This is a genomic window from Pseudomonas putida NBRC 14164 (assembly GCF_000412675.1).
In the GTDB taxonomy this organism is placed as follows: domain Bacteria; phylum Pseudomonadota; class Gammaproteobacteria; order Pseudomonadales; family Pseudomonadaceae; genus Aquipseudomonas; species Aquipseudomonas putida.
In genome coordinates this window covers 3831623-3849633 of the sequence record NC_021505.1, presented here as the reverse complement: position 1 = coordinate 3849633, position 18011 = coordinate 3831623, and the positions used below count along the sequence as shown (strand labels likewise).

Sequence of the window (18011 nt, the reverse complement as noted above, 5' to 3'; positions counted from 1 at the left end):
CATCACTCAGGCTGCCGCAGCACCTTGCAGGAGCACGCTGAGCATTCAGATGTAGATGAACACCAGCACCAGCGCCGCAACCACTGCCCACTTTTCCAGGTAGTAGCGCATGCGGTTGCGCTTTTTCAGCGCCTTGCCGCGTTCACGAATCTTGTAGATGCGGGTGAACAAGCGGTTGATACCGCCGGTCTTGTCGCCGTCACCGTTAGGCGCGGCGGCGGCGGCCATGACGTTGCGGCTGAACCAGCGGTTGAACGCAGTTGCCCAGCGGTACTTGAGCGGGCGCTCGACGTCACAGAACAGGATGATGCGGTTCTGCTCGGTGGTGTTCGCCGCATAGTGGATGTAGGTTTCGTCGAAGATCACACCCTCGCCATCGCGCCAGGAATACTTCTCGCCGTCCACGTCGATGTAGCAACCGTCGTCGTTGGGCGTGTCCAGCCCCAGGTGATAGCGGTACGAGCCGGCATACGGGTCACGGTGGCGCACCAGCTTGGCGCCCGGTGGCAGGGTGGCGAACATGGCGGCCTTGACCGTGCCGATGCTTTGCAGCAGCTCGGTGGTGCGGGGGCACAGGGCCATCGCCGATGGGTGGCTTTCGCCATACCACTTCAGGTAGAAGCGCTTCCACCCGGTCTTGAAGAACGAGTTGAAACCGACGTCATCGTAATTGTCGGACTTCTTGATTTCGCCCACGTGCAGCAACTGGCGGCCTTCCTCGCGGATTTCCTGCCAGTGGTCCTGCAGCGGCTTCAGTTCGGGGAAGGCTTCGACCGGCAAGTAAGGCTTGGCCGGGAGCTTGGAAAACAGGTACAGGAAACTGTTGACCGGGGCCAGGAAGCTGGAGTGGTCGCCCAGCTGGCGGGTCAACTTGTGGCGAACTCGACCGCGCAGGTGCACGTAGGCAATCGAGAGGGCGAAGATAAGTACGAGTGCAATTTTCATGGACGTTTACTTGTCGAAAAATGGCCATGCGCCATGGCATAAGCCCGCCAGCATAAACAATCATGGGGGTAGTTTGTACTTATTGTTACGAAACGCCGGGGCTACATTGGTGTAATGCCCTACAGTCTTGCGCAAACGTTTCACGTCATGGAGTTGGTATGGTTCAGGATATACGCCCCAGCGGTAGCCCGTTCAAACGGCTGTTTTTCGCCTTGCCGGTCAGCGATGCCCAGCGGCGGGCCTTGGCCCAGTGGCGGCGTGGGCTGGGCCTGCGCAGCGGCAAACCGGTGCCGGCGGCCAACTTCCACGTCACGCTGTTGTTCCTCGGCGATGTAGATACTGCCCAGGTGCCTGCGATCTGTGCGGCAGTCGATCAACTGGCGCTGCCGGCCATGGCACCGCGGCTTTTGCTTGACCGCTTGCAGGTGTGGCAGCGGGCCGGCGCGCTGGTGCTGGAGCCACAGCAGACACCGCCAGCCCTGTTGCAACTGGTGTACGGCTTGCAGCAGGCACTGCTGCCGTTGGGGGTGGAGGCGGCCAACCGTGAGTATCGGCCACACTTGACCTTGTCCAGGGATTACCGCGGGCGACCACCCGAGGCCAGCAGCGCGCCGGAGTTCTACCTCGCGGCTCGCCATTTCACGCTCTACGAGTCGCGCAAGGGCGCTTACTGGCCCTTGGCGCAGTGGCCGCTGGCAGACTGACCCGGGGTCAGAGTTGCGGGGTGTACTTGACCGTCAGCATGAAGTTGCGTGGCTCGCCATAGTTGTTGCTGCCATTGAGCTGGTTGAAGCCTGCAACCCAGTACTTCTTGTCGAACAGGTTGTTGGCGTTGACGGCAAGGTTCACTTCGGGGGTTAGCTGGTAGGCCAGGCGTGCGCTCCACACGGTATAGCCAGGCACGGTGTAGGTACGCTCGTAGCCGAGGGTGTGGCTCTGGGTGGTGAAGCCCAGGCCGGTGCTCCAGCGCTGGCCGTCCAGTGGCAGGGTGTAATCGGCCCATGCACGCAGCATGTGCTTGGGTGTCCACTGGCTGAAGGTGCGGCCTTTGTCGTCAGGGTCATCGAGGAACTTGGTGGTGTTGTAGGTGTAGCCTGCGAACAGTTGCAGGCCATTCAGCACTTCGCCGCTGATTTCGGCTTCGACGCCTTGGCTGCGCACCTTGCCCGCTGCGGTGGAGCAGTACCAGTCATCGCAGGCGAAGCCCGAGGCTACGTCGGTGACGGCGCGGTTTTCCTGGTCGTAGCGGAACAATGCGATCGAGGCGTTGACCCGACCGTCGAACAGTTCGCCCTTCAAGCCCGTTTCGTAGTTGCTGCCGATCACCGGTTTGAGCGGCGTATTGCCCACGGCGCGTTCGGTTTGCGGTACGAACACGTCGGTGTAGCTGGCGTACCATGCCCATTCGCGGGTCAAGTCGTAGATAAAGCCTGCATAAGGGGTGACTTGGCCCGTTTCGGTCATGCGGCTGGTCGGGTAGCGGGTACCGGGGTCGGTCAGGCTGTCGAAGTCGATCGAGTCCCAGCTGTAGTCGAACCAGCTAACGCGCGAGCCAAGGACCAACGTCAGGTCCTGGGTGGGTTTGACGCGCCAGGCGCCGTACAGGCCTTTCTGGCGGATGTCGTAGCTGGCCCTGTTGGCACGTGCCAGTTCGCCCTCGAAGACGCTGTCGCGGCTGGGTTCCGGGCGGTCATGGTCGATGTCGAAGATGTTGCCGCCGGCATCGAAATTGCGCCAGTAGGCGTCATCCGAGGTCAGCTTCGAGTAGTTGCCGCCCACGGTGATTTCATGGGCCAGTGGGCCGGTATCGAAGTGGCCCACCACGTTCATGTCCAGGCCCAGCTTGGTCGAGTGAAAATCGGTGAGCCAGTCGGCGTAGGTGATGCCGCTGCCGTCAGGCGCAACGCCCTGGCGGGTGCTCTGCACGCGCTGGTGGGTGGATGTGTTGGTTTCATCCATGCGCACGGCTGCGGCCTTGAAGGTCCAGTCATCGTTGAAGCGGTGTTCAAGGTCCAGGTAGTACGTGGTGACGTCGGTTTCTGCGCGGCTCCAGCGGGCGCCGGTGTAAGTCGAACGCGGCAGGTCGACCGGTTTGCCACTGGCGTAGCGTGGGAGGCCGCGCAGCATCGGCCGGGACTGCTGACGGTTGTAGCTGATACCGCCGCCCACCGTGGTCGCGTCGTTCAGGTCGATGTCCAGGGCGCCATACAACGAATGGCTTTTGCTCCAGACATAGTCGATGAAGCTGTCGCTTTGGTCTTCGTCAGCGACAAGCCGCCCGCGCACACGGCCGTCGGTCGTCAGCGGGCCGCCGGCATCCAGCTGCAGGCCATAGTGGTCCCAGGAGCCAGCTTTGCCTGTCAGCGTAACGGTCGGCGCCGTTTGGCCACGCTTGCGCACCAGGTTGATTGCGCCACCTGGGCTGCCGGTGCCTTGCAATAAGCCTGAAGCACCGCGCAGCACTTCAACCCGGTCGAAGAACACCAGGTCCTGGGTGGCCCAGTTGCCCAGCGAATAGTTGTTTCGCGGGATCGGCACACCGTCGTATTGCCAGTCATCAATCTGAAAGCCACGCGAGGTCACGACCACGCCAGGGCCAATGCCCTGTGCGCCGACAATGCCCGTGGTGTGGTTAAGCGCGTCCTGCAAGTCGGTGATGCCCTGGTCATCCAGTTGCTTGCGCGTGATGACGGTGACCGATTGGGGAATCTCCTTGAGGGTGTGCGTGCCTTTGCCCAGGGTCACCGCGCGGGCGGCATACGACCCGGTGCCTTCGCTGGTTGCGTCCACATAGTTGTCGGTGATGCTGGTGCTGCCCAGCTCCATGACGTCGCTGCCCAGGTTGCCGGGCGCCACACTGAAATGGCCCTCGGCGGAAACCCGCAACTGCAAGCCGCTACCGGCCAGCGCAGCTTGCATGGCCTGCTCGGCACTCATCTGGCCGACCACGGCAGGTGCCTGCTTGCCGCGCACCAGTGCTGGCTCCAGCGCGATGATGTGGCCGCTCTGGCTGGCGATGCGGTTGAGCGTGTGAGCCAGGCTGGCGGGTGGCAGGTCGAACACTTGGGTTTGCGCCTGGGCAAGCACGTTGAAGCTGGCCAAGGCAGCGACCAGGGGCAGGGCGCGGGGCAAGGGGTTGTACACGAATTTCTCCCGAATGAAGTGGCTGTCAGGAGGTATGTGGGACGAGCAAAGAAAACTTGCCACGATTGCGAATGATTTTGATAAATATTTTTATCAAGCGGGTTTCAGGTCGATCAACATCAGCCACGGGCCATAGCGCTCCACGCTGATTGGCAGGGCCTCGGCCAGCGCCTTGAAGGCCTGCTGTGGCTGGTCCAGAGGAAATACGCCCTGCACCCGCAGGTCGCGTGCCGCGGGGGCGAGCCGGATGTAGCCGCGCTGATAGGGGCGCAGCGCGTCGACCACCACATGCAGAGGCTGGTCGAGGACCTCCAGGCGGCCCTCCAGCCATGCAGCGCGTTGCTGTTGCTCGCCTGTCAGCCGCTCGATGGTGTTGTTCCGTAGCAGGGCAGCCTGCCCTTGCTGCAGCTCCGCCCACTGCCCATCGGCGAGACTGGCGCGGACGCTGTGCTGAAGCACCACGACCCGTGTGGCGTCCTGCTCCTGGCTGACCAGAAACCGCGTTCCCAACGCCTGCACTTGCCCTTGCGCGGTGCGCACGCGCAAGGGGCGCAGCGGATCGCGCGCAACCTGGATCAGCAACTCGCCGTGACGCAGCACCAGAAGCCGCTGCCCGGCATCGAACTGCACGTCGACCGCACTGGCACTGTTCAGGCTCAGGCGGCTGCCGTCTGCCAAGGTAAAACTGCGCCGCTCGCCACGGCCCGTGTGCAAATCGGCCAGCCAGCCTTGGGTGGTGTCGCTGCGCCATCCACCCCACAGCGCCGCGCCGAACAGCCCCAGACTGGCCATGGCGCCAAGTACGTCACGCCGTGAGCGAGTAGGCTGCATCAGCAATCGGCGTGCCTCTGCTGCTTGGCCAGGGGCCCGCTGATCCAGGGCGAGCAACGCGGCGAACGGATGGCCAAGGCGTTGCTCCAGGCGGTTCCAGGCCTGTTGGTGAGCGGGGTCTTGCTGCAGCCACAGCCTGACCCGTTGCAGCAGCGCCGGGTCAGGCGTAGCAGCCCTGAGCTCGACCATCCAGTCGATGGCTTGCTCGCTGACCCGGTCCAGGGCAGGCCTGCTCATGCCTGCACCTCGCACAGGTAACATTGGCGCAGCGCCTGTTTCATGTAGCGGCTGACAGAGCGTTCGCTGATCTGCAGCTTTGCCGCGATGTCGGCGTAGTGCATGCCGTCGAGCTGGCTGTAGAGGAAGGTGGCTTTGACGACTGCCGGCAAGCCGTCCAGTGCCTCATCGATGCTCACCAGGGCCTCGATCAGCAGCAGTTGCTCCTCGGCCGATGGTGCGACGGCCTCAGGCAACCGCGCCAGGTGTTCCAGGTAGGCCTGCTCGAGCTGGCGACGGCGATGGCGGTCAAAGATCAGCCGACGGGCGATGACAGTGAGGTAGGCGCGAGGCTGCTGAATGCTGTCTGGGTCGACACGTGCGCCGAGCATCTGGCAGAACGTTTCGGCGGCAGTGTCCTCTGCGTCGGCGTGGTTGCGCAGGCGTTTCTGGATGTGCTGGAGCAACCAGCGATGGTGGTCGCTGAAGAAAAAGCCCAGTTTACGGGTCGATGTGCTGTCCAACGCCTGGCTTCCGGTTGTGAGTGTGAATCGTTCTCAATGGTAGCCGGGTCGTCTGATTTCCTGCAATGGGCGGGTGTACAGAACCGAGGTGCCGCTACTTGAGTAGCGGCACTGCGCACAGTTCAGGCTGCGGCCTGGCAATCTGCAAACAGTTTTTTGCCCAAAGCGAGTGCGTGGTGCAAATGGGCGGCCTGGTCAGGCCCTTCGCTGTCATCCAGCAAGGTGGAGCTGAGTACCTCGGCGCCGCAATAGTCGAAGATGCCGTGCTCGATCTGCACGCGCATCGCCTCGCCATAGCCGTGCCGTTCGAAGGTGCCTGTATCGGCACCCGCGACGCCGATCAGGTGAACCTTCATGCCGCGCAGTTTCTTGATCGTGGTGCCTTCGTCATAGTCGAACGCCCAGCCGTTGCTGAATACCCGCTCGACCCAGCCCTTGAGCAAAGCTGGCAGTGACCACCAGTAGATCGGATAGACCAGCACCAGGGCATCGGCGCGCTCGATGCGTGTCTGCTCGTTGAGTACATCGGCCGGCGGTGCTGCCAGCCGGCGGTGCACGGCATGGTCTGCCAGGCTGAAGCGGGGGTCGAAGCCTTCGCTGGCCAGGTCGGCGATTTCGCTGCTGTGGCCGACGCTGGCCAGGCCGACGCTGGCCAGGCCGTCGGCAACCTGCCGGGCCAGCGCGTGGGTGAGGGAATGCGGGTCATGGTGACCGACGACGATCAGAGCGTGCATGGTGGCTCTCCATTCAACGATGCAGGGTAGCCTGAAGCGTTATATACTTCAGGTAAGTTACGCTTAGTAAGTTACTTTTGGTAGGTAATCGATGTCAAGCGATGATCAAGCCCGTTCGCGCAAGCGCCTGAGCCGCGACGACCGACGCAGGCAGTTGCTGGATATGGCCTGGCAATTGGTGCGGGAGGAGGGTACCGATGCCTTGAGCCTGGGCCGCCTGGCTGAACAGGCGGGGGTGACCAAGCCGGTGGTCTACGACCATTTCGAGACCCGCAACGGGCTGCTGCTGGCGCTGTACCAGGAATACGATGCGCGTCAGTCGCAGATGCTGGCGCAAGCCTTGGCCAGCTGTGAAGCCAGCCTGGCCAGCCGCGCCCGGGTGATTGCCGAGGCCTACGTGGACTGCGTGATGAGCCAGGGCCGGGAGATACCCGGGGTGTCGGCAGCGCTGGCCGGGTCGCCGGAAATGGAGGCGCTGAAACGGGCGTACGAACAGCCGTTCCTGGACAAGTGCCGCGAAGCCTTGGCCGGGTTTTCGCCCAGCGGCAATGTAGGGGCTGCCGGCATGCGCCTGCTGGTGGGGGCAGCGGATGCGCTGTCCCAGGCGGCTGCAGCGGGAGAGCTGGAAGCCGGGCAGGCCAAGGCTGAGCTCAAGGCCGCCATTATCGCCATGGTCGAACGGCAAACATGAAGCGCATGCGACCATTGTGGGAGCGGGCGCGCCCGCGAACACCGGCATAGCCGGTGCCATCCACCGCGTTGTCTGCTTCGCGGGCGCGCCCGCTCCCACAGTGATCGAGCATGGCTTCGCTACACAGGCAAGCTCTGATAGGGCTGTTCATCCCCCGGGCTGCGCTCGAACTGGCGCTTGTACTCGCGGCTGAACTGCGAGGTGCTTTGGTAACCCACCCGGTGCGCTGCCTGCGCCACCCCCAGGCCTTCGCCGATCAGCATCTGCTGCGCCTTGAGCAGCCGCAAGCGCTTGAGGTACTGCATCGGTGCCATGTCGGTGCAGCGCTTGAAGTGTTCATGGAAGGTCGAAACGCTCATGTTGGCCCGCGCGGCCAGTGCCTCCACGCTAAGCGGCTCGGCGTAGTGCTGGCGCAGGTGGGCGAGGGCGGCGCCGATGCGGGCGAAGTGCCCCTGTTGCTCCACCAGTGCTCGCAACACACCGGCCTGCGGGCCGCGCAGCGCGGTATACAGCACCTCGCGTACGCGCGCCGGGCCCAGTACCTTGGCGTCAAGCGGGTCCTGCAGGCAGTGCAGCAGCCGTTCCACACTTTCGCGCATTGGCGCATCCAGTGCTGCGGAGGTCATCGATTGCGGTGTTTGCGCCTGTACTGCAGCGTCCGGCACCAGGCCCATGCTCTGCACCAGTTCACCTAGCACGCCACGGTCGATGTCCACCGCCACGCCCAGCAATGGCGCGTCACGGGTGGCGAAGGTTTCGCACATGAACGGCACCGACAACGCCTGCACCAGGTAATGCCCGGCGCCGTACTCCAGGGTGCGCGGCCCCAGGCGCGCCAGCTTGCTGCCCTGGGCCAGGATCATCAGGCTGGGTTCGTAGATCTGCGGGCTGCTGGCCACATAGTGGTCCCAGCTCAGCACCTGCACTTGGGGCAGGTGCGTGGGCACAAAGCCTGGGCGCGTGGCGAGGCTGCGGATCAGTGCGCAAAGCGGCGCATTGGCGTCGACGTGACGGGTCAGTTGCATGGTGAACCAAGGGCAGAGAATCAGACAGCTTGATCATCGCAGATTGAAGGCGTGGCGCCAGATGTTGGATGAAACCTTCGGAGAATCAGGCATGCATGCCGGAGAATCAGCCGTGGGCGCGGCGAAGTTGGGCGCGCAGAATGTGCCGACTGAATCGTTTCACTTCACTGCGAGGCCCTGTATGTATACCGCCATCGGTTACGCCGCCCAAACCCCGACCAGCCCGCTGGCCCCCATGACCTTCGAGCGCCGCAGCCCGCGCCCGGATGACGTCGCCATCGAGATCCTGTACTGCGGCGTGTGCCACTCCGACATCCACCAGGCACGCAACGAATGGGGCATTGCCGTGTACCCTCTGATGCCTGGCCACGAGATCATCGGCCGTGTCACCGCAATGGGCGCCAAGGTCACCGGGCACAAGGTCGGTGACCTGGTTGGCGTCGGCTGCATGGTCGACGCGTGCCGCCATTGTGAAGCCTGCGCCAAGGACCTGGAGCAATATTGCCTGGAAGGCCCCACCATGACCTACGCCACCCCGGACCGGGTCGATGGCAGCAACACCATGGGCGGTTATTCCAGCAGCATCGTGGTCAGCGAGCACTTCGTGCTGCGCATCCCGGCCGGTATGGACCTGCCCAGCGCTGCCCCTATCCTGTGCGCCGGCATCACCACCTATTCGCCGCTCAAGCACCACGGCGTGGGCCCGGGCCACAAGGTCGGCATCCTCGGCATGGGCGGCCTCGGCCACATGGGCATCAAGCTGGCCAAGGCCCTGGGCGCGGAAGTGACCCTGTTCACCCGTTCCCAGGCCAAGGCCGAGGAAGCCCGCCGCCAGGGCGCCGACCATGTGATCGTGTCCACCGATGCCGAGCAGATGCGCGCCGCTGCTGGCCGTTTCGATTTCCTGCTCGACACCATTCCGGTGCAGCACGACCTCAACCCGTACCTGGAAACACTGAAGTTCGATGGTGTGCACATCCTGGTCGGCCTGATCGAACCGATCGACCCGCCAGTGCATGCGGCCAACCTGGTGCTGAAGCGCCGGGTGGTGGCGGGGTCGTTGATCGGTGGCATCGCCGAGACCCAGGAAGTGCTGGACTTCTGCGCCGAGCACGGCATCCGTTGCGATATCGAGATGCTGGATATCCGCAATATCAACCAGGCGTATGAGCGGATGATCGCCGGTGATGTCAAGTACCGGTTCGTGATCGACATGGCCACCTTGCAGGCTGATTGATCGGCTGCCTGTACTGGCCTCTTCGCGGGTAAACCCGCTCCCACAGTTGCACCACGGCATTCAGGCTATGTGCGGTCCCGTGGGAGCGGGTTCACCCGCGAAGGGGCCGGTACAGGCTGCAAAAAATCCTGGTTCTGTTACCAGACCATCGCCTTGTCCCACCCCCGCCAGAACAACCACCGCCGCACCTCGCCATGTGCCCCGGTGCCGATCTGCCATTCAGGCCGCCCGCTATCCAGCGCAATCACCGACACCACCCCCGCGTGGCTAGCCGCCACCAGCGTTTGCCCGTCGGCGCTGATATCCATCGCACTGATGGTCGAGCCCAGGTAATGCTGCCAGTGCTCCGTACCGTCCTCGCCAAACGCCCGCAGGTAGCCATAGGCATCACCCACAATGTACTCGCCCTCGCGCGCCACCCCGGCGTATACCCGCGCGCCATCCTGTAGCAGTGGGGTACGTGGGTCCTGGCTGTAGTAGTCGGTCTCCAGCCCCGGCAAATCGGCGACGTTTACTCCCAGCGTGGCGCCGCTGTAGAAATGACAGGCATTGAGGGCCAGATGGTTACCGGTGCGGTTGAACAACGCAAAGTGCGGGTACTCGCTGCCAGGGCCGATGTCCGCCAGCGGCCTGAGTTGCGCGTCCAGCACCAGGTGGCGGCTGCCTTGCTCACCCACCACGATCAGCCGGCCATCCGCCGACACCGCGCCATGCTCCATGCTCAGCCCCAGGCTGATGTCGTCCGGGTCGGTGCCTTCGGCCAGCTCATCGAGCACGCGTGTCTGCTGCGGCAGCAGGCGAGTCGCACCCTGGGTGGACAGCACGAAGATACCTTCGGCACTCACCAGCAGCACACGCTGGCCATCCGGGAAGGGGATCAGCGCGGTCGGGGTGGGCGGCAGGTCGAACGGCTCGAACGGGTAACCTGGCGGCAACCCCTCCAGCCCCGTGGGCCAGGCCAGGCGCTGCACGTGTGGGCCGCCCCAGCCATCGGTCACACGCACGCCTTCGGCGTTGGCCAGGGCGAAATAGCGACGGGCCGGGCAGCGGCCAAAGTGTTCGATACCGATGACCGGGGTTACCCCTTGGTGGCCGATACGCACCACCTGGCCCTTGTCGTAAGGCATGCCGATGCGTGCCAGCAGGCTGCCATCCTCCAGCAGCAGGACATTGCTGATGCCTTGGCCGTGGTCTTCGAGCAACGGTACCAGGGGGTGGTGCGCAGGTGGCCAGGCCTCGCGGAAGGCTCGACGCTGTTGTTCGTCGGCGCCAGGGTGATTGGCTGCCTGCAGGGCTGCCAGCCAGGCGTCCAGCAGGTGCCCGGTGGCTGGTGCCTGAGGCTCTTCAAGATTGTCCCAGCCTTGCGCACGGCCCTGCGCGACGTAGTCGTTGACGGCCTGGGCATAGGCAGTGACTGCCTGCTGCCACTGCTGCTGGGGGTGCTGCTTGTCCATGAGCGGATCGGGCTCCTTGTTGCACGCGCGTTTCACACAAAGCGCGCATGGTACTCCTTCTGCCTGCCTCGCGGTTGTGAGGCCCCGGGTTGACGCGTACCATGCCGTGCATTCCTATCAATAACAGCGCGTACGTCGGCACCCCTGCAAGCGGGTGGCTGGCGTGCGAACTGTTGCCTTGTCTGCGGAGAAGCGTTTTCCACCCATGAACGGACCCATACCCACCCACATGCCGCCCACGGCGGGCAGCGGCAGTTGGCTGAGCGTCATCGCCCTGGCCCTGGCGGCCTTCATCTTCAACACCACCGAATTCGTCCCGGTGGCGCTGCTCAGCGACATTGGCCGCAGCTTCGACATGAGCACCGCCCAAGTGGGGCTGATGTTGACCATCTATGCCTGGGTGGTGGCGCTGGCCTCGCTGCCGATGATGCTGCTGACCCGCAACATCGAACGGCGGCGCCTGCTGTTGTTCGTGTTCCTGGTGTTCATCGTCAGTCACTTGCTGTCGTGGCTGTCGCAGAGCTTTGCCATGTTGCTGGTCAGCCGTATCGGCATTGCCCTGTCGCATGCGGTGTTCTGGGCCATCACCGCCTCGCTGGCAGTGCGCGTGGCGCCACCTGGCCAGCAGGCCAAGGCGCTGGGCCTGCTGGCTACCGGCACCACCCTGGCCATGGTTCTGGGCATTCCGCTGGGGCGCGTGGTGGGTGAGGCGCTGGGCTGGCGCGTGACCTTCCTCAGCATTGCCGGGGTCGCGCTGGCCACCATGCTGTGCCTGATGAAGTCGCTGCCGCTGCTGCCCAGCCAGAACTCGGGCTCGTTGCGCAGCCTGCCAATCCTGTTCAAGCGCCCGGCGCTGGTGATTACCTACCTGCTGGTGACGCTGGTGATCACCGCTCAGTTCACCGCCTACAGCTACATCGAACCGTTTGCCCTGCACGTGGCGCAGATTGGCGGTGAGCGCACCACGCTCTTGTTGCTGCTGTTCGGCGGTGCCGGGGTATTCGGTTCGTTGCTGTTCAGCCGCTACAGCGACCGTTTCCCCCATGGCTTTCTGGTGGGCTCGATTGGCTTGCTCGCCGCGTGCCTGTTGCTGATGTTGCCGCTGTCGGGCAACTTCTATGCGTTTGCGGTGCTGAGCATGTTCTGGGGTGTGGCGATCCTCAGCTTCAGCCTGTCGCTGCAGTCCAAGACGTTGAAGCTGGCATCCGATGCCACCGATGTGGCCATGGCGCTGTTCTCGGGTATCTACAACATCGGGATTGGTGGCGGTGCGCTGCTGGGCAGTATCGTCAGCAGCCAGATGGACGTGGCCGATATCGGCCTGGTGGGCGGTAGCGTTGCGGTGGTCGGGCTGGTACTGGCTGTTGCCAGCACGCGGCGCTTCCGGGAGGCGCTGACACACTGACCCAAGGCCGCTCCCCCCTGTAGACCTGTGGGGCACCTGCTTGGCGTTCAAGCCAGTACGGCAGCCCAGGCAGAAATCAACAGCACCGCCGCCAACACCTGGTTGAACAGCTGCAACCGGCGCGGTGCCTGCAACCAGTGGGCGCTGCCCACCCCCAGCACTGCCCACGCTGCCATGCACGGCAGGGCTATGAGCAAAAACACCAGTGCCAACTGCCACACCGGCAACGAAGGCGCGGCAAACACCCCGACCACCGCCACGGCCATCAACCACACCTTGGGGTTCACCACCTGCAACGCTGCGGCGCTCAAAGCACTGAACCCTTGCGCCGTGGCCGCTTGCAGCGGTGCGGCGGCACTGCGCAGCATCTTCCACGCCAGCCAGCTTAGCCACAACACTCCCGCCCAACTCATCACCTGTTGGGCCAAGGGGTGACGCAGCAGCAGTTCACCCAGCCCCAGACCCACCATCAACACGATCGCCGCCGCTGCGCCACAGGCCGCAACGATTGGCGCCAGGCTCGCGCGCAAACCCGCGCGCGCGCCATGGGCCAGGATCAACAGGTTAGTCGGCCCCGGGCTGATGCTGGACACCAGGGCGAACAGAATGAAGGGCAACAACGACTGCGACATGGTTCATGGCTCCGGAAATTCGAAGCACCATGCTCGCCGCCCGCAGGCGATCAGTCTGGAAGGTTTGAGCAGCGCCTGCGGTAGTCGGCAGGGGTTAGCCGGTAGGCCCGACGGAACCATCGCCCCAGGTGGCTCTGGTCGGCGAAGCCCAAGGCCACGGCCACTTCGGCAGGCGTCTGGCCCAGGGCGAGCAGGCGCCGCGCCCGGGCCAGGCGCAGCTGGATCAGGTAGGCATGCGGTGCAATGCCGAATGCGGCCTTGAATGCACGTGTAAGGCGAAAGCGGTCGATGCCGCAGGCCTGGGCAAGGTCTTCCAGGCCGATGTCGTGCTCCAGGTTGGCGTGCAGGAAATCCCGTGCGCGCTGGGCGGTCAGCGGCAGGCGTGGGTCGGGGTTGATGCGTCGGCGCCAGTGCATGTGGCGGGTCAGGCAGGCAAGCAGGTCGTCCATGGCCGTTTGCCGGACGATGCGCAAGTCCTGGTCGTGCACGGACTGGAAGGCGAGGGCGGTGGCCCGGGCAAGGTGTTCGTCGTGGCACAGGGTGTCGGCGAAGCTGGGCAGGCTGTCGCCCGGGGCGTGCTCGAACAGCGCCCGCAACTGTTGGTCGAGCCACGCGGGCTCCAGGTACAGCGTGGAATAGGTAAAGCCTTCTTCGGTGGGCGCCAGGCCATCGTGGATGTCGCCAGGTTCGAGCAAGAAAACCTGCCCCGGCGTGCTGCGGTGGCGCACCCGGCGGCAATTGAACTGCTGCACGCCCTGTTCGGTCACGCCGACCAGGAAGCTGTCGTGCCAGTGCGGGTCGTAGGCATGCCCGACAAAATGTGCACGGACCGACTCGATGCCGCTATCGGCGTCTTGCTTGAGGTCGATCCAGTTGCTCATGAACGTGTGCCGTTGGCTTAAATGGCTACCTTAGCGCAACCCTTCGGCTCAGTCTGGAACGATTGTGCAGCCGTTGGTCAGTGCCCGATCACGCAGGGCCTCGAAGCGCTCCCGCAGCCACAGGTGCAATTGCGAAACCGCCGGTGTGAGCTGCTTGCGATGCGGGCATACCAAGGTGACCGGGGTAGGTTCGCCGAGCAGTTCGGGCAGGACGATTTCCAGTTCACCGGCCGCAATGTTGGCGCTGACGTCCAGCCACGACTTGTAGACGATGCCTTCGCCTTGAATGGCCAGGCGACGGATGACGTCGGCATCGTCACTGACCAGCGGCCCGCGTACCTGCACGGTACGGTTGCCCAGCTGCCACTTGTCGTATACCCGGTTGTGCTGCATGTACAGCAGGCAGGCGTGTTGCTGCAGGGCGTCGGGGCTGAGCGGGCGGCCGTGGCGGGCCAGGTAGTCGGGCGATGCGACCAGCACTCTGCGGTTCCAGTCGGCCAATGGCAGAGCGATGTAGTTGGCATCCTGGTTCAGGCCATAGCGGATGGCCACATCCACCGGGTCGCGGTTGAGGTCGGCAATCTGGTCGGACAGGAAGAAGCGCAGTTGCAATGCCGGGTGCTCGCGGCGGAAGGCGCTGAGCCAGGGCAGCAGCATGTTGCGGCCCATGTCGGAAGGTGCCGACACCTGCAGGGTGCCGCGCAGGGTATTAGGGTTGCCATGCAGGTCTTCATGGCCCTGGCGCAGGCTTTCCAGCACATTAAGCGCGGTGGGCAGGTAGCGCTCGCCCTCGGCGGTCAGGCGCAGGCTGCGAGTGGTGCGGGCGAACAGGCGCACATCCAGGTCGCGCTCCAGGCGTTTGATTGCTGCGGCCACCTGGCCCGGCAGCAAGCCGGCTTCATGGGCGGCGGCAGTGAAGCTGCCCAGTACGCTGCTGCGGGCAAACAGTTCGAGGTCGGCGATGCGCAGCATTTTCACTCCGATGATGAAAGTGTTGCTGCATTGTGCCGGTTTTTCTTTTCTGCGGGAAAGATAAGATACGCGACAAATCCACTGTTCATTCACGGAGTTGTTGCATGGATACCGTCTCGCTGGCCAAGCGCCGCTACACCACCAAAGCCTACGATGCCTCGCGCCGCATTCCCCAGGCCACTGTCGATGCCCTGCTCGAACAACTGCGCCACAGCCCGTCCTCGGTCAACTCCCAGCCGTGGCACTTCATTGTCGCCGATACTGCCGAAGGCAAGGCCCGCCTGGCAAAAAGCACGACTGAGGGTTACGCCTACAACACGCCGAAGCTGCTCGATGCCTCGCACGTGATCGTGTTCTGCACCCGCACCGAAATGACCGAAGCGCACCTGAATGCGGTGCTCGATCAAGAGGCCGCCGATGGCCGTTTCCGTGACGAACAGGCGCGTGCCGGGCAGAACCAGAGCCGCCGTCACTACGTGAACCTGCATCGCTACGACCATAAGGATGTGCAGCACTGGATGGAAAAGCAGACCTACCTGGCCTTGGGCACGGCATTGCTGGGTGCTGCCGCACATGGCCTGGATGCAACACCCATCGAGGGCTTTGACAGCAAGATCCTCGATGCCGAGCTGGGCTTGCGTGAGCGTGGTTTTACCAGCGTGGTGATCCTCAGCCTGGGTTATCGCAGTGAATCGGACTTCAACGCCGGGTTGAACAAGTCACGGTTGCCGGCTTCGCAAGTGTTCACCTTCCTCTGAGATTGCCAGGGCCGCAAGCGGCCCCCATTTCGAAAGCCAGCCAGTCCGGCGATCAGTGAATGGCCACCGGGTTGATGTTCACCTGGGTCGAGCCCTTGTACAGCGGCTGCCCCAGCACGAACAGGAACTCGAACGCCTTGTCTTGCACCAGCGCACGCGTGTCGATCAGTTCCAGGTTGTAGATACCCCGTTTGGCCAGCATGAACTGGTTGACCGGGAACTCTTCGCCGCTCGGGTTCGGGTACACCTCGGAGGCCCAGGTATCGCCACCAAAGGCCACGATGCCCTGGTCCGCCAGCCATTCGGCCGCCGGCAGGTCGATCCCTGGCTCGGTGGCAAGGAATTGCTGGTTGTCCTTGCCGATCAGCTCCAGCCAACCGGTATTGAACAGCACCACATCACCCTTGCGCAGGGTAATGCCTTGTTTCTTCAGCACGGCCTTGATGTCAGCGACGGTAAACGCAGTGCCGCCCGGGACGATGGCCTTGCCATAGTAGGCCGTCATGTCCAGCACCACACCACGGGTGACCATTGGCGGTACTTTCTCCACGCCCAGCCTTGTCACGCCTTCGACGGTGACGAAGTCGGCTGCCTTTTTGCCGTTGTAGTAGACGTTGTCGATGCCGATATGGCCGATGCCGTTGAGCTGGGTGCCGACGCCGGTCCAGCCGTTGACCAGTTCATCGTTGAAGCTGAACTTGTTGCGGCCCAGGGTCTGGCCCGCCTGTTCGCCGGGCTGGATGTTGTAAAGGTGGAAGCTGCGGTGGCGGAATGCCGGCAAGTCCTTGCTCACGGGCACGGCCAGGGGGTAGGTCTTGCCGGTCTTGACCAGGCCGACAGCCTGCTTGACCACCTCCGGGGTGAGCAGGTTGGCGGCGCCGATTTCATCCTGTTTGCCGTAGGGCGAGGTCTGCCAGTCGGCTGCCAAAGTGGCCTGGGCAGTGGTCGCCAGGGCGACGGCCAGTAGCAAGGGCTTGAAGCATGTCATCGAGTACTCCTGAAAAATGCGTTGTCAGGAGCGAATTCTGCGCAGGGCAGGCTTGGGGAAAAAGCGGCCCGTGGGACAATGACTTTTGCCTGCCGGTCAATAACTACCCTCGTGCAGCGCCAGGCTCTGGCGCAACTGTTCGAGCATGGCCACGCGCAGTGCCTGCGGGGCCTGGATGCGGATAGAACCTGCTTGGGACAGCAGCCAGCCCATCAGCGCCCGGTTGTCGTCAACAGTGGCCACCAGCGTGGCGCCGCCGCTCGCTTGCGGCGTCAGTTGCATGTCTGCTGACAGGGGTGATTGCTCCAGGCGCAAGGCCAGCGCGTCATCGACCCAGGCATGCAGTTCAACCTGGGCCGGGGGCGTAAGCACGTCGGGTTGCAGCTGCTGCGCTTCGCTCAGGCTCAGGCCGGGTTGCCAGTACCAACCATACGGCATGCCTTTACTGTTGCACTGCAACGGGAACAACGCGGCGAGCTCGACCAGGTCGCGTTCGACGGTGCGTTTGCTGGTGGTATGGCCCACGGTTGTCAGGGCGGCCTGCAACTGGGTAGAGCTCATCCCGGGGTGGCGGCCGGGCAGCAACTTGAGCAGCTGCCACTGGCGGGCAATGGTGTGGCGGGTAGGGTGGCTGGGCAAAGGCTTCGTCCTTGAAGGCAGGCGTCAAACCTGCCTGGATAGTGGCGTATAGCTATTGCTCAGCATACCCTCTCATAGAATGGGATCCAAGTTCTCCCCGAATGCCTCCAGTTGAATTCAGATAGCGAGGCTGTCGACCACGCCGCCGTCGACCCGCAGGGCCGCGCCGGTGGTGGCGGAGGAATAAGGGGAGGCGAGGTATACCACCAGGTGGGCAACCTCATCGACATCGGCGACGCGCTGGATGATCGAGCTTGGCCGCGCGGTGCGTACGAAGTTGTCCGCCTCTTCACGAATGCTGCGCCCGGAAGCCTTGGCTGCATCGGCCACCATCGCGGTCACGCCATCGGTCAGGGTCGGGCCCGGCAGCACTGCGTTCACGGTAACCCCGGTGCCGGCCAGACGCTTGGCCAGGCCATGGGAGACGGCCAGGTTGGCGGCCTTGGTCACGCCGTAGTTGTTCATGTCGGCAGGGATGGCGACACCCGATTCCGAGGAAATGAACAGGATCCGCCCCCAGCCGTTCTCGACCATGCCCGGGGCATAGTGGCGTGCCAGGCGCACACCGCTGAGCACATTGGTGTCGTAGAAGCGCGCCCATTCGCTGTCGTCCACCTCGAAGAAGTCGACGTCGTCGTAGATGCCCAGGTTGTTGACCAGGATGTCGGCCCGTGGGTGGGCTGTGAACAGGGTTTCGGCACCGGCGGCGGTACCCAGGTCGGCGACCACGCCGTGCACCTGGCCACGGCCACCTTGCTTGCGCACTTCGGCGAGGGCGGCGTCCAGCGACTTCTGGCTGCGGCCGGCAATGACCACGTCGGCATTGGCGCGGGCCAGGCCGCGGGCGATGGCCAGACCAATACCGCCGGTCGAGCCGCTGATGATGGCGGTGCGTCCGCCGAGGTCGATGTTCATGGGATGGCTCCTGTAAGTGA

The 18011-nt window shown here is 63.9% G+C and carries 18 protein-coding genes; 5 read left to right on the top strand and 13 right to left on the bottom strand.

All coding sequences use genetic code 11. The annotated features are described in order from the left end of the window. Nucleotides 1–45: 45 nt before the first annotated feature. Nucleotides 46–945 (bottom strand): lipid A hydroxylase LpxO, encoded by a 900-nt coding sequence (gene lpxO / locus PP4_RS17000; protein WP_016500437.1) that lies wholly within the window; start codon nt 943–945, stop codon nt 46–48. Nucleotides 946–1103: 158 nt separating this feature from the next. Between lpxO and thpR the strand changes: the two genes are divergently transcribed. Beyond that, nucleotides 1104–1649 (top strand): RNA 2',3'-cyclic phosphodiesterase, encoded by a 546-nt coding sequence (gene thpR, locus PP4_RS16995; protein ID WP_016500436.1) that lies wholly within the window; start codon nt 1104–1106, stop codon nt 1647–1649. A 7-nt stretch (nt 1650–1656) separates the two neighbouring features. Here thpR and PP4_RS16990 read toward each other — a convergent pair whose 3' ends face one another. The 4 genes from PP4_RS16990 to PP4_RS16975 form a co-directional block, all read right to left on the bottom strand. Continuing rightward, a complete protein-coding gene (locus PP4_RS16990) occupies nt 1657–4089 on the bottom strand; it encodes a TonB-dependent siderophore receptor (protein WP_016500435.1) in 2433 nt (810 codons plus the stop codon). A gap of 93 nt (nt 4090–4182) precedes the next feature. Further along, nucleotides 4183–5157, bottom strand: a complete 975-nt coding sequence (locus PP4_RS16985; protein WP_016500434.1) for a FecR family protein — start codon at nt 5155–5157, stop codon at nt 4183–4185. Beyond that, a complete protein-coding gene (locus PP4_RS16980) occupies nt 5154–5660 on the bottom strand; it encodes a sigma-70 family RNA polymerase sigma factor (RefSeq protein ID WP_016500433.1) in 507 nt (168 codons plus the stop codon). The genes PP4_RS16985 and PP4_RS16980 overlap by 4 nt, the downstream gene beginning before the upstream one ends. 122 nt (nt 5661–5782) lie before the next feature. After that, nucleotides 5783–6394 (bottom strand): NAD(P)H-dependent oxidoreductase, encoded by a 612-nt coding sequence (locus PP4_RS16975; protein WP_016500432.1) that lies wholly within the window; start codon nt 6392–6394, stop codon nt 5783–5785. Nucleotides 6395–6485: 91 nt separating this feature from the next. Here PP4_RS16975 and PP4_RS16970 point away from each other — a divergent pair, with 91 nt between their 5' ends. Continuing rightward, the gene (locus tag PP4_RS16970) at nt 6486–7085 is read left to right on the top strand and encodes a TetR/AcrR family transcriptional regulator (RefSeq protein WP_016500431.1); all 600 of its coding nucleotides are present in this window, start codon (nt 6486–6488) and stop codon (nt 7083–7085) included. 119 nt (nt 7086–7204) lie between these two features. Here the strand turns inward: PP4_RS16970 and PP4_RS16965 are convergent, their stop codons facing one another. Further along, the gene (locus PP4_RS16965) at nt 7205–8110 is read right to left on the bottom strand and encodes an AraC family transcriptional regulator (protein WP_016500430.1); all 906 of its coding nucleotides are present in this window, start codon (nt 8108–8110) and stop codon (nt 7205–7207) included. A 181-nt stretch (nt 8111–8291) separates the two neighbouring features. Here PP4_RS16965 and calA point away from each other — a divergent pair, with 181 nt between their 5' ends. After that, complete coding sequence (calA, locus tag PP4_RS16960) at nt 8292–9347, top strand: vanillin reductase (protein ID WP_016500429.1); 1056 nt, start codon at nt 8292–8294, stop codon at nt 9345–9347. Between the two features lie 137 nt (nt 9348–9484). Here the strand turns inward: calA and PP4_RS16955 are convergent, their stop codons facing one another. Continuing rightward, the gene (locus tag PP4_RS16955) at nt 9485–10801 is read right to left on the bottom strand and encodes a hypothetical protein (protein ID WP_016500428.1); all 1317 of its coding nucleotides are present in this window, start codon (nt 10799–10801) and stop codon (nt 9485–9487) included. Nucleotides 10802–11006: 205 nt separating this feature from the next. Here PP4_RS16955 and PP4_RS16950 point away from each other — a divergent pair, with 205 nt between their 5' ends. Beyond that, nucleotides 11007–12206 carry a sugar transporter gene (locus PP4_RS16950; protein ID WP_041167785.1) on the top strand — a complete coding sequence of 400 codons (1200 nt, stop codon included), beginning with the start codon at nt 11007–11009 and terminating at the stop codon, nt 12204–12206. 47 nt (nt 12207–12253) lie between these two features. Here PP4_RS16950 and PP4_RS16945 read toward each other — a convergent pair whose 3' ends face one another. From PP4_RS16945 to PP4_RS16935, 3 genes are read right to left on the bottom strand one after another with little or no spacing between them, the layout of a single operon-like run. Beyond that, complete coding sequence (locus PP4_RS16945) at nt 12254–12838, bottom strand: LysE family translocator (RefSeq protein ID WP_016500426.1); 585 nt, start codon at nt 12836–12838, stop codon at nt 12254–12256. Between the two features lie 50 nt (nt 12839–12888). Continuing rightward, nucleotides 12889–13719 (bottom strand): AraC family transcriptional regulator, encoded by an 831-nt coding sequence (locus tag PP4_RS16940; protein ID WP_016500425.1) that lies wholly within the window; start codon nt 13717–13719, stop codon nt 12889–12891. A 48-nt stretch (nt 13720–13767) separates the two neighbouring features. Further along, on the bottom strand, nt 13768–14691 hold the full coding sequence (locus PP4_RS16935) for a LysR family transcriptional regulator (RefSeq protein ID WP_016486010.1): 924 nt from the start codon (nt 14689–14691) through the stop codon (nt 13768–13770). Nucleotides 14692–14795: 104 nt separating this feature from the next. On the opposite strand from PP4_RS16935, the gene PP4_RS16930 reads away from it, so the two are divergent. Beyond that, nucleotides 14796–15449, top strand: coding sequence for an oxygen-insensitive NAD(P)H-dependent nitroreductase NfsB (locus PP4_RS16930; RefSeq protein WP_016500424.1), 654 nt, complete (start codon nt 14796–14798; stop codon nt 15447–15449). 52 nt (nt 15450–15501) lie between these two features. Here the strand turns inward: PP4_RS16930 and PP4_RS16925 are convergent, their stop codons facing one another. The 3 genes from PP4_RS16925 to PP4_RS16915 form a co-directional block, all read right to left on the bottom strand. Next, on the bottom strand, nt 15502–16437 hold the full coding sequence (locus tag PP4_RS16925) for a cyclase family protein (protein ID WP_016500423.1): 936 nt from the start codon (nt 16435–16437) through the stop codon (nt 15502–15504). A 96-nt stretch (nt 16438–16533) separates the two neighbouring features. Then, complete coding sequence (locus tag PP4_RS16920) at nt 16534–17076, bottom strand: WYL domain-containing protein (RefSeq protein ID WP_016500422.1); 543 nt, start codon at nt 17074–17076, stop codon at nt 16534–16536. Between the two features lie 117 nt (nt 17077–17193). Further along, a complete protein-coding gene (locus tag PP4_RS16915) occupies nt 17194–17991 on the bottom strand; it encodes an SDR family NAD(P)-dependent oxidoreductase (protein ID WP_016500421.1) in 798 nt (265 codons plus the stop codon). Between the last annotated feature and the right edge of the window lie 20 nt (nt 17992–18011).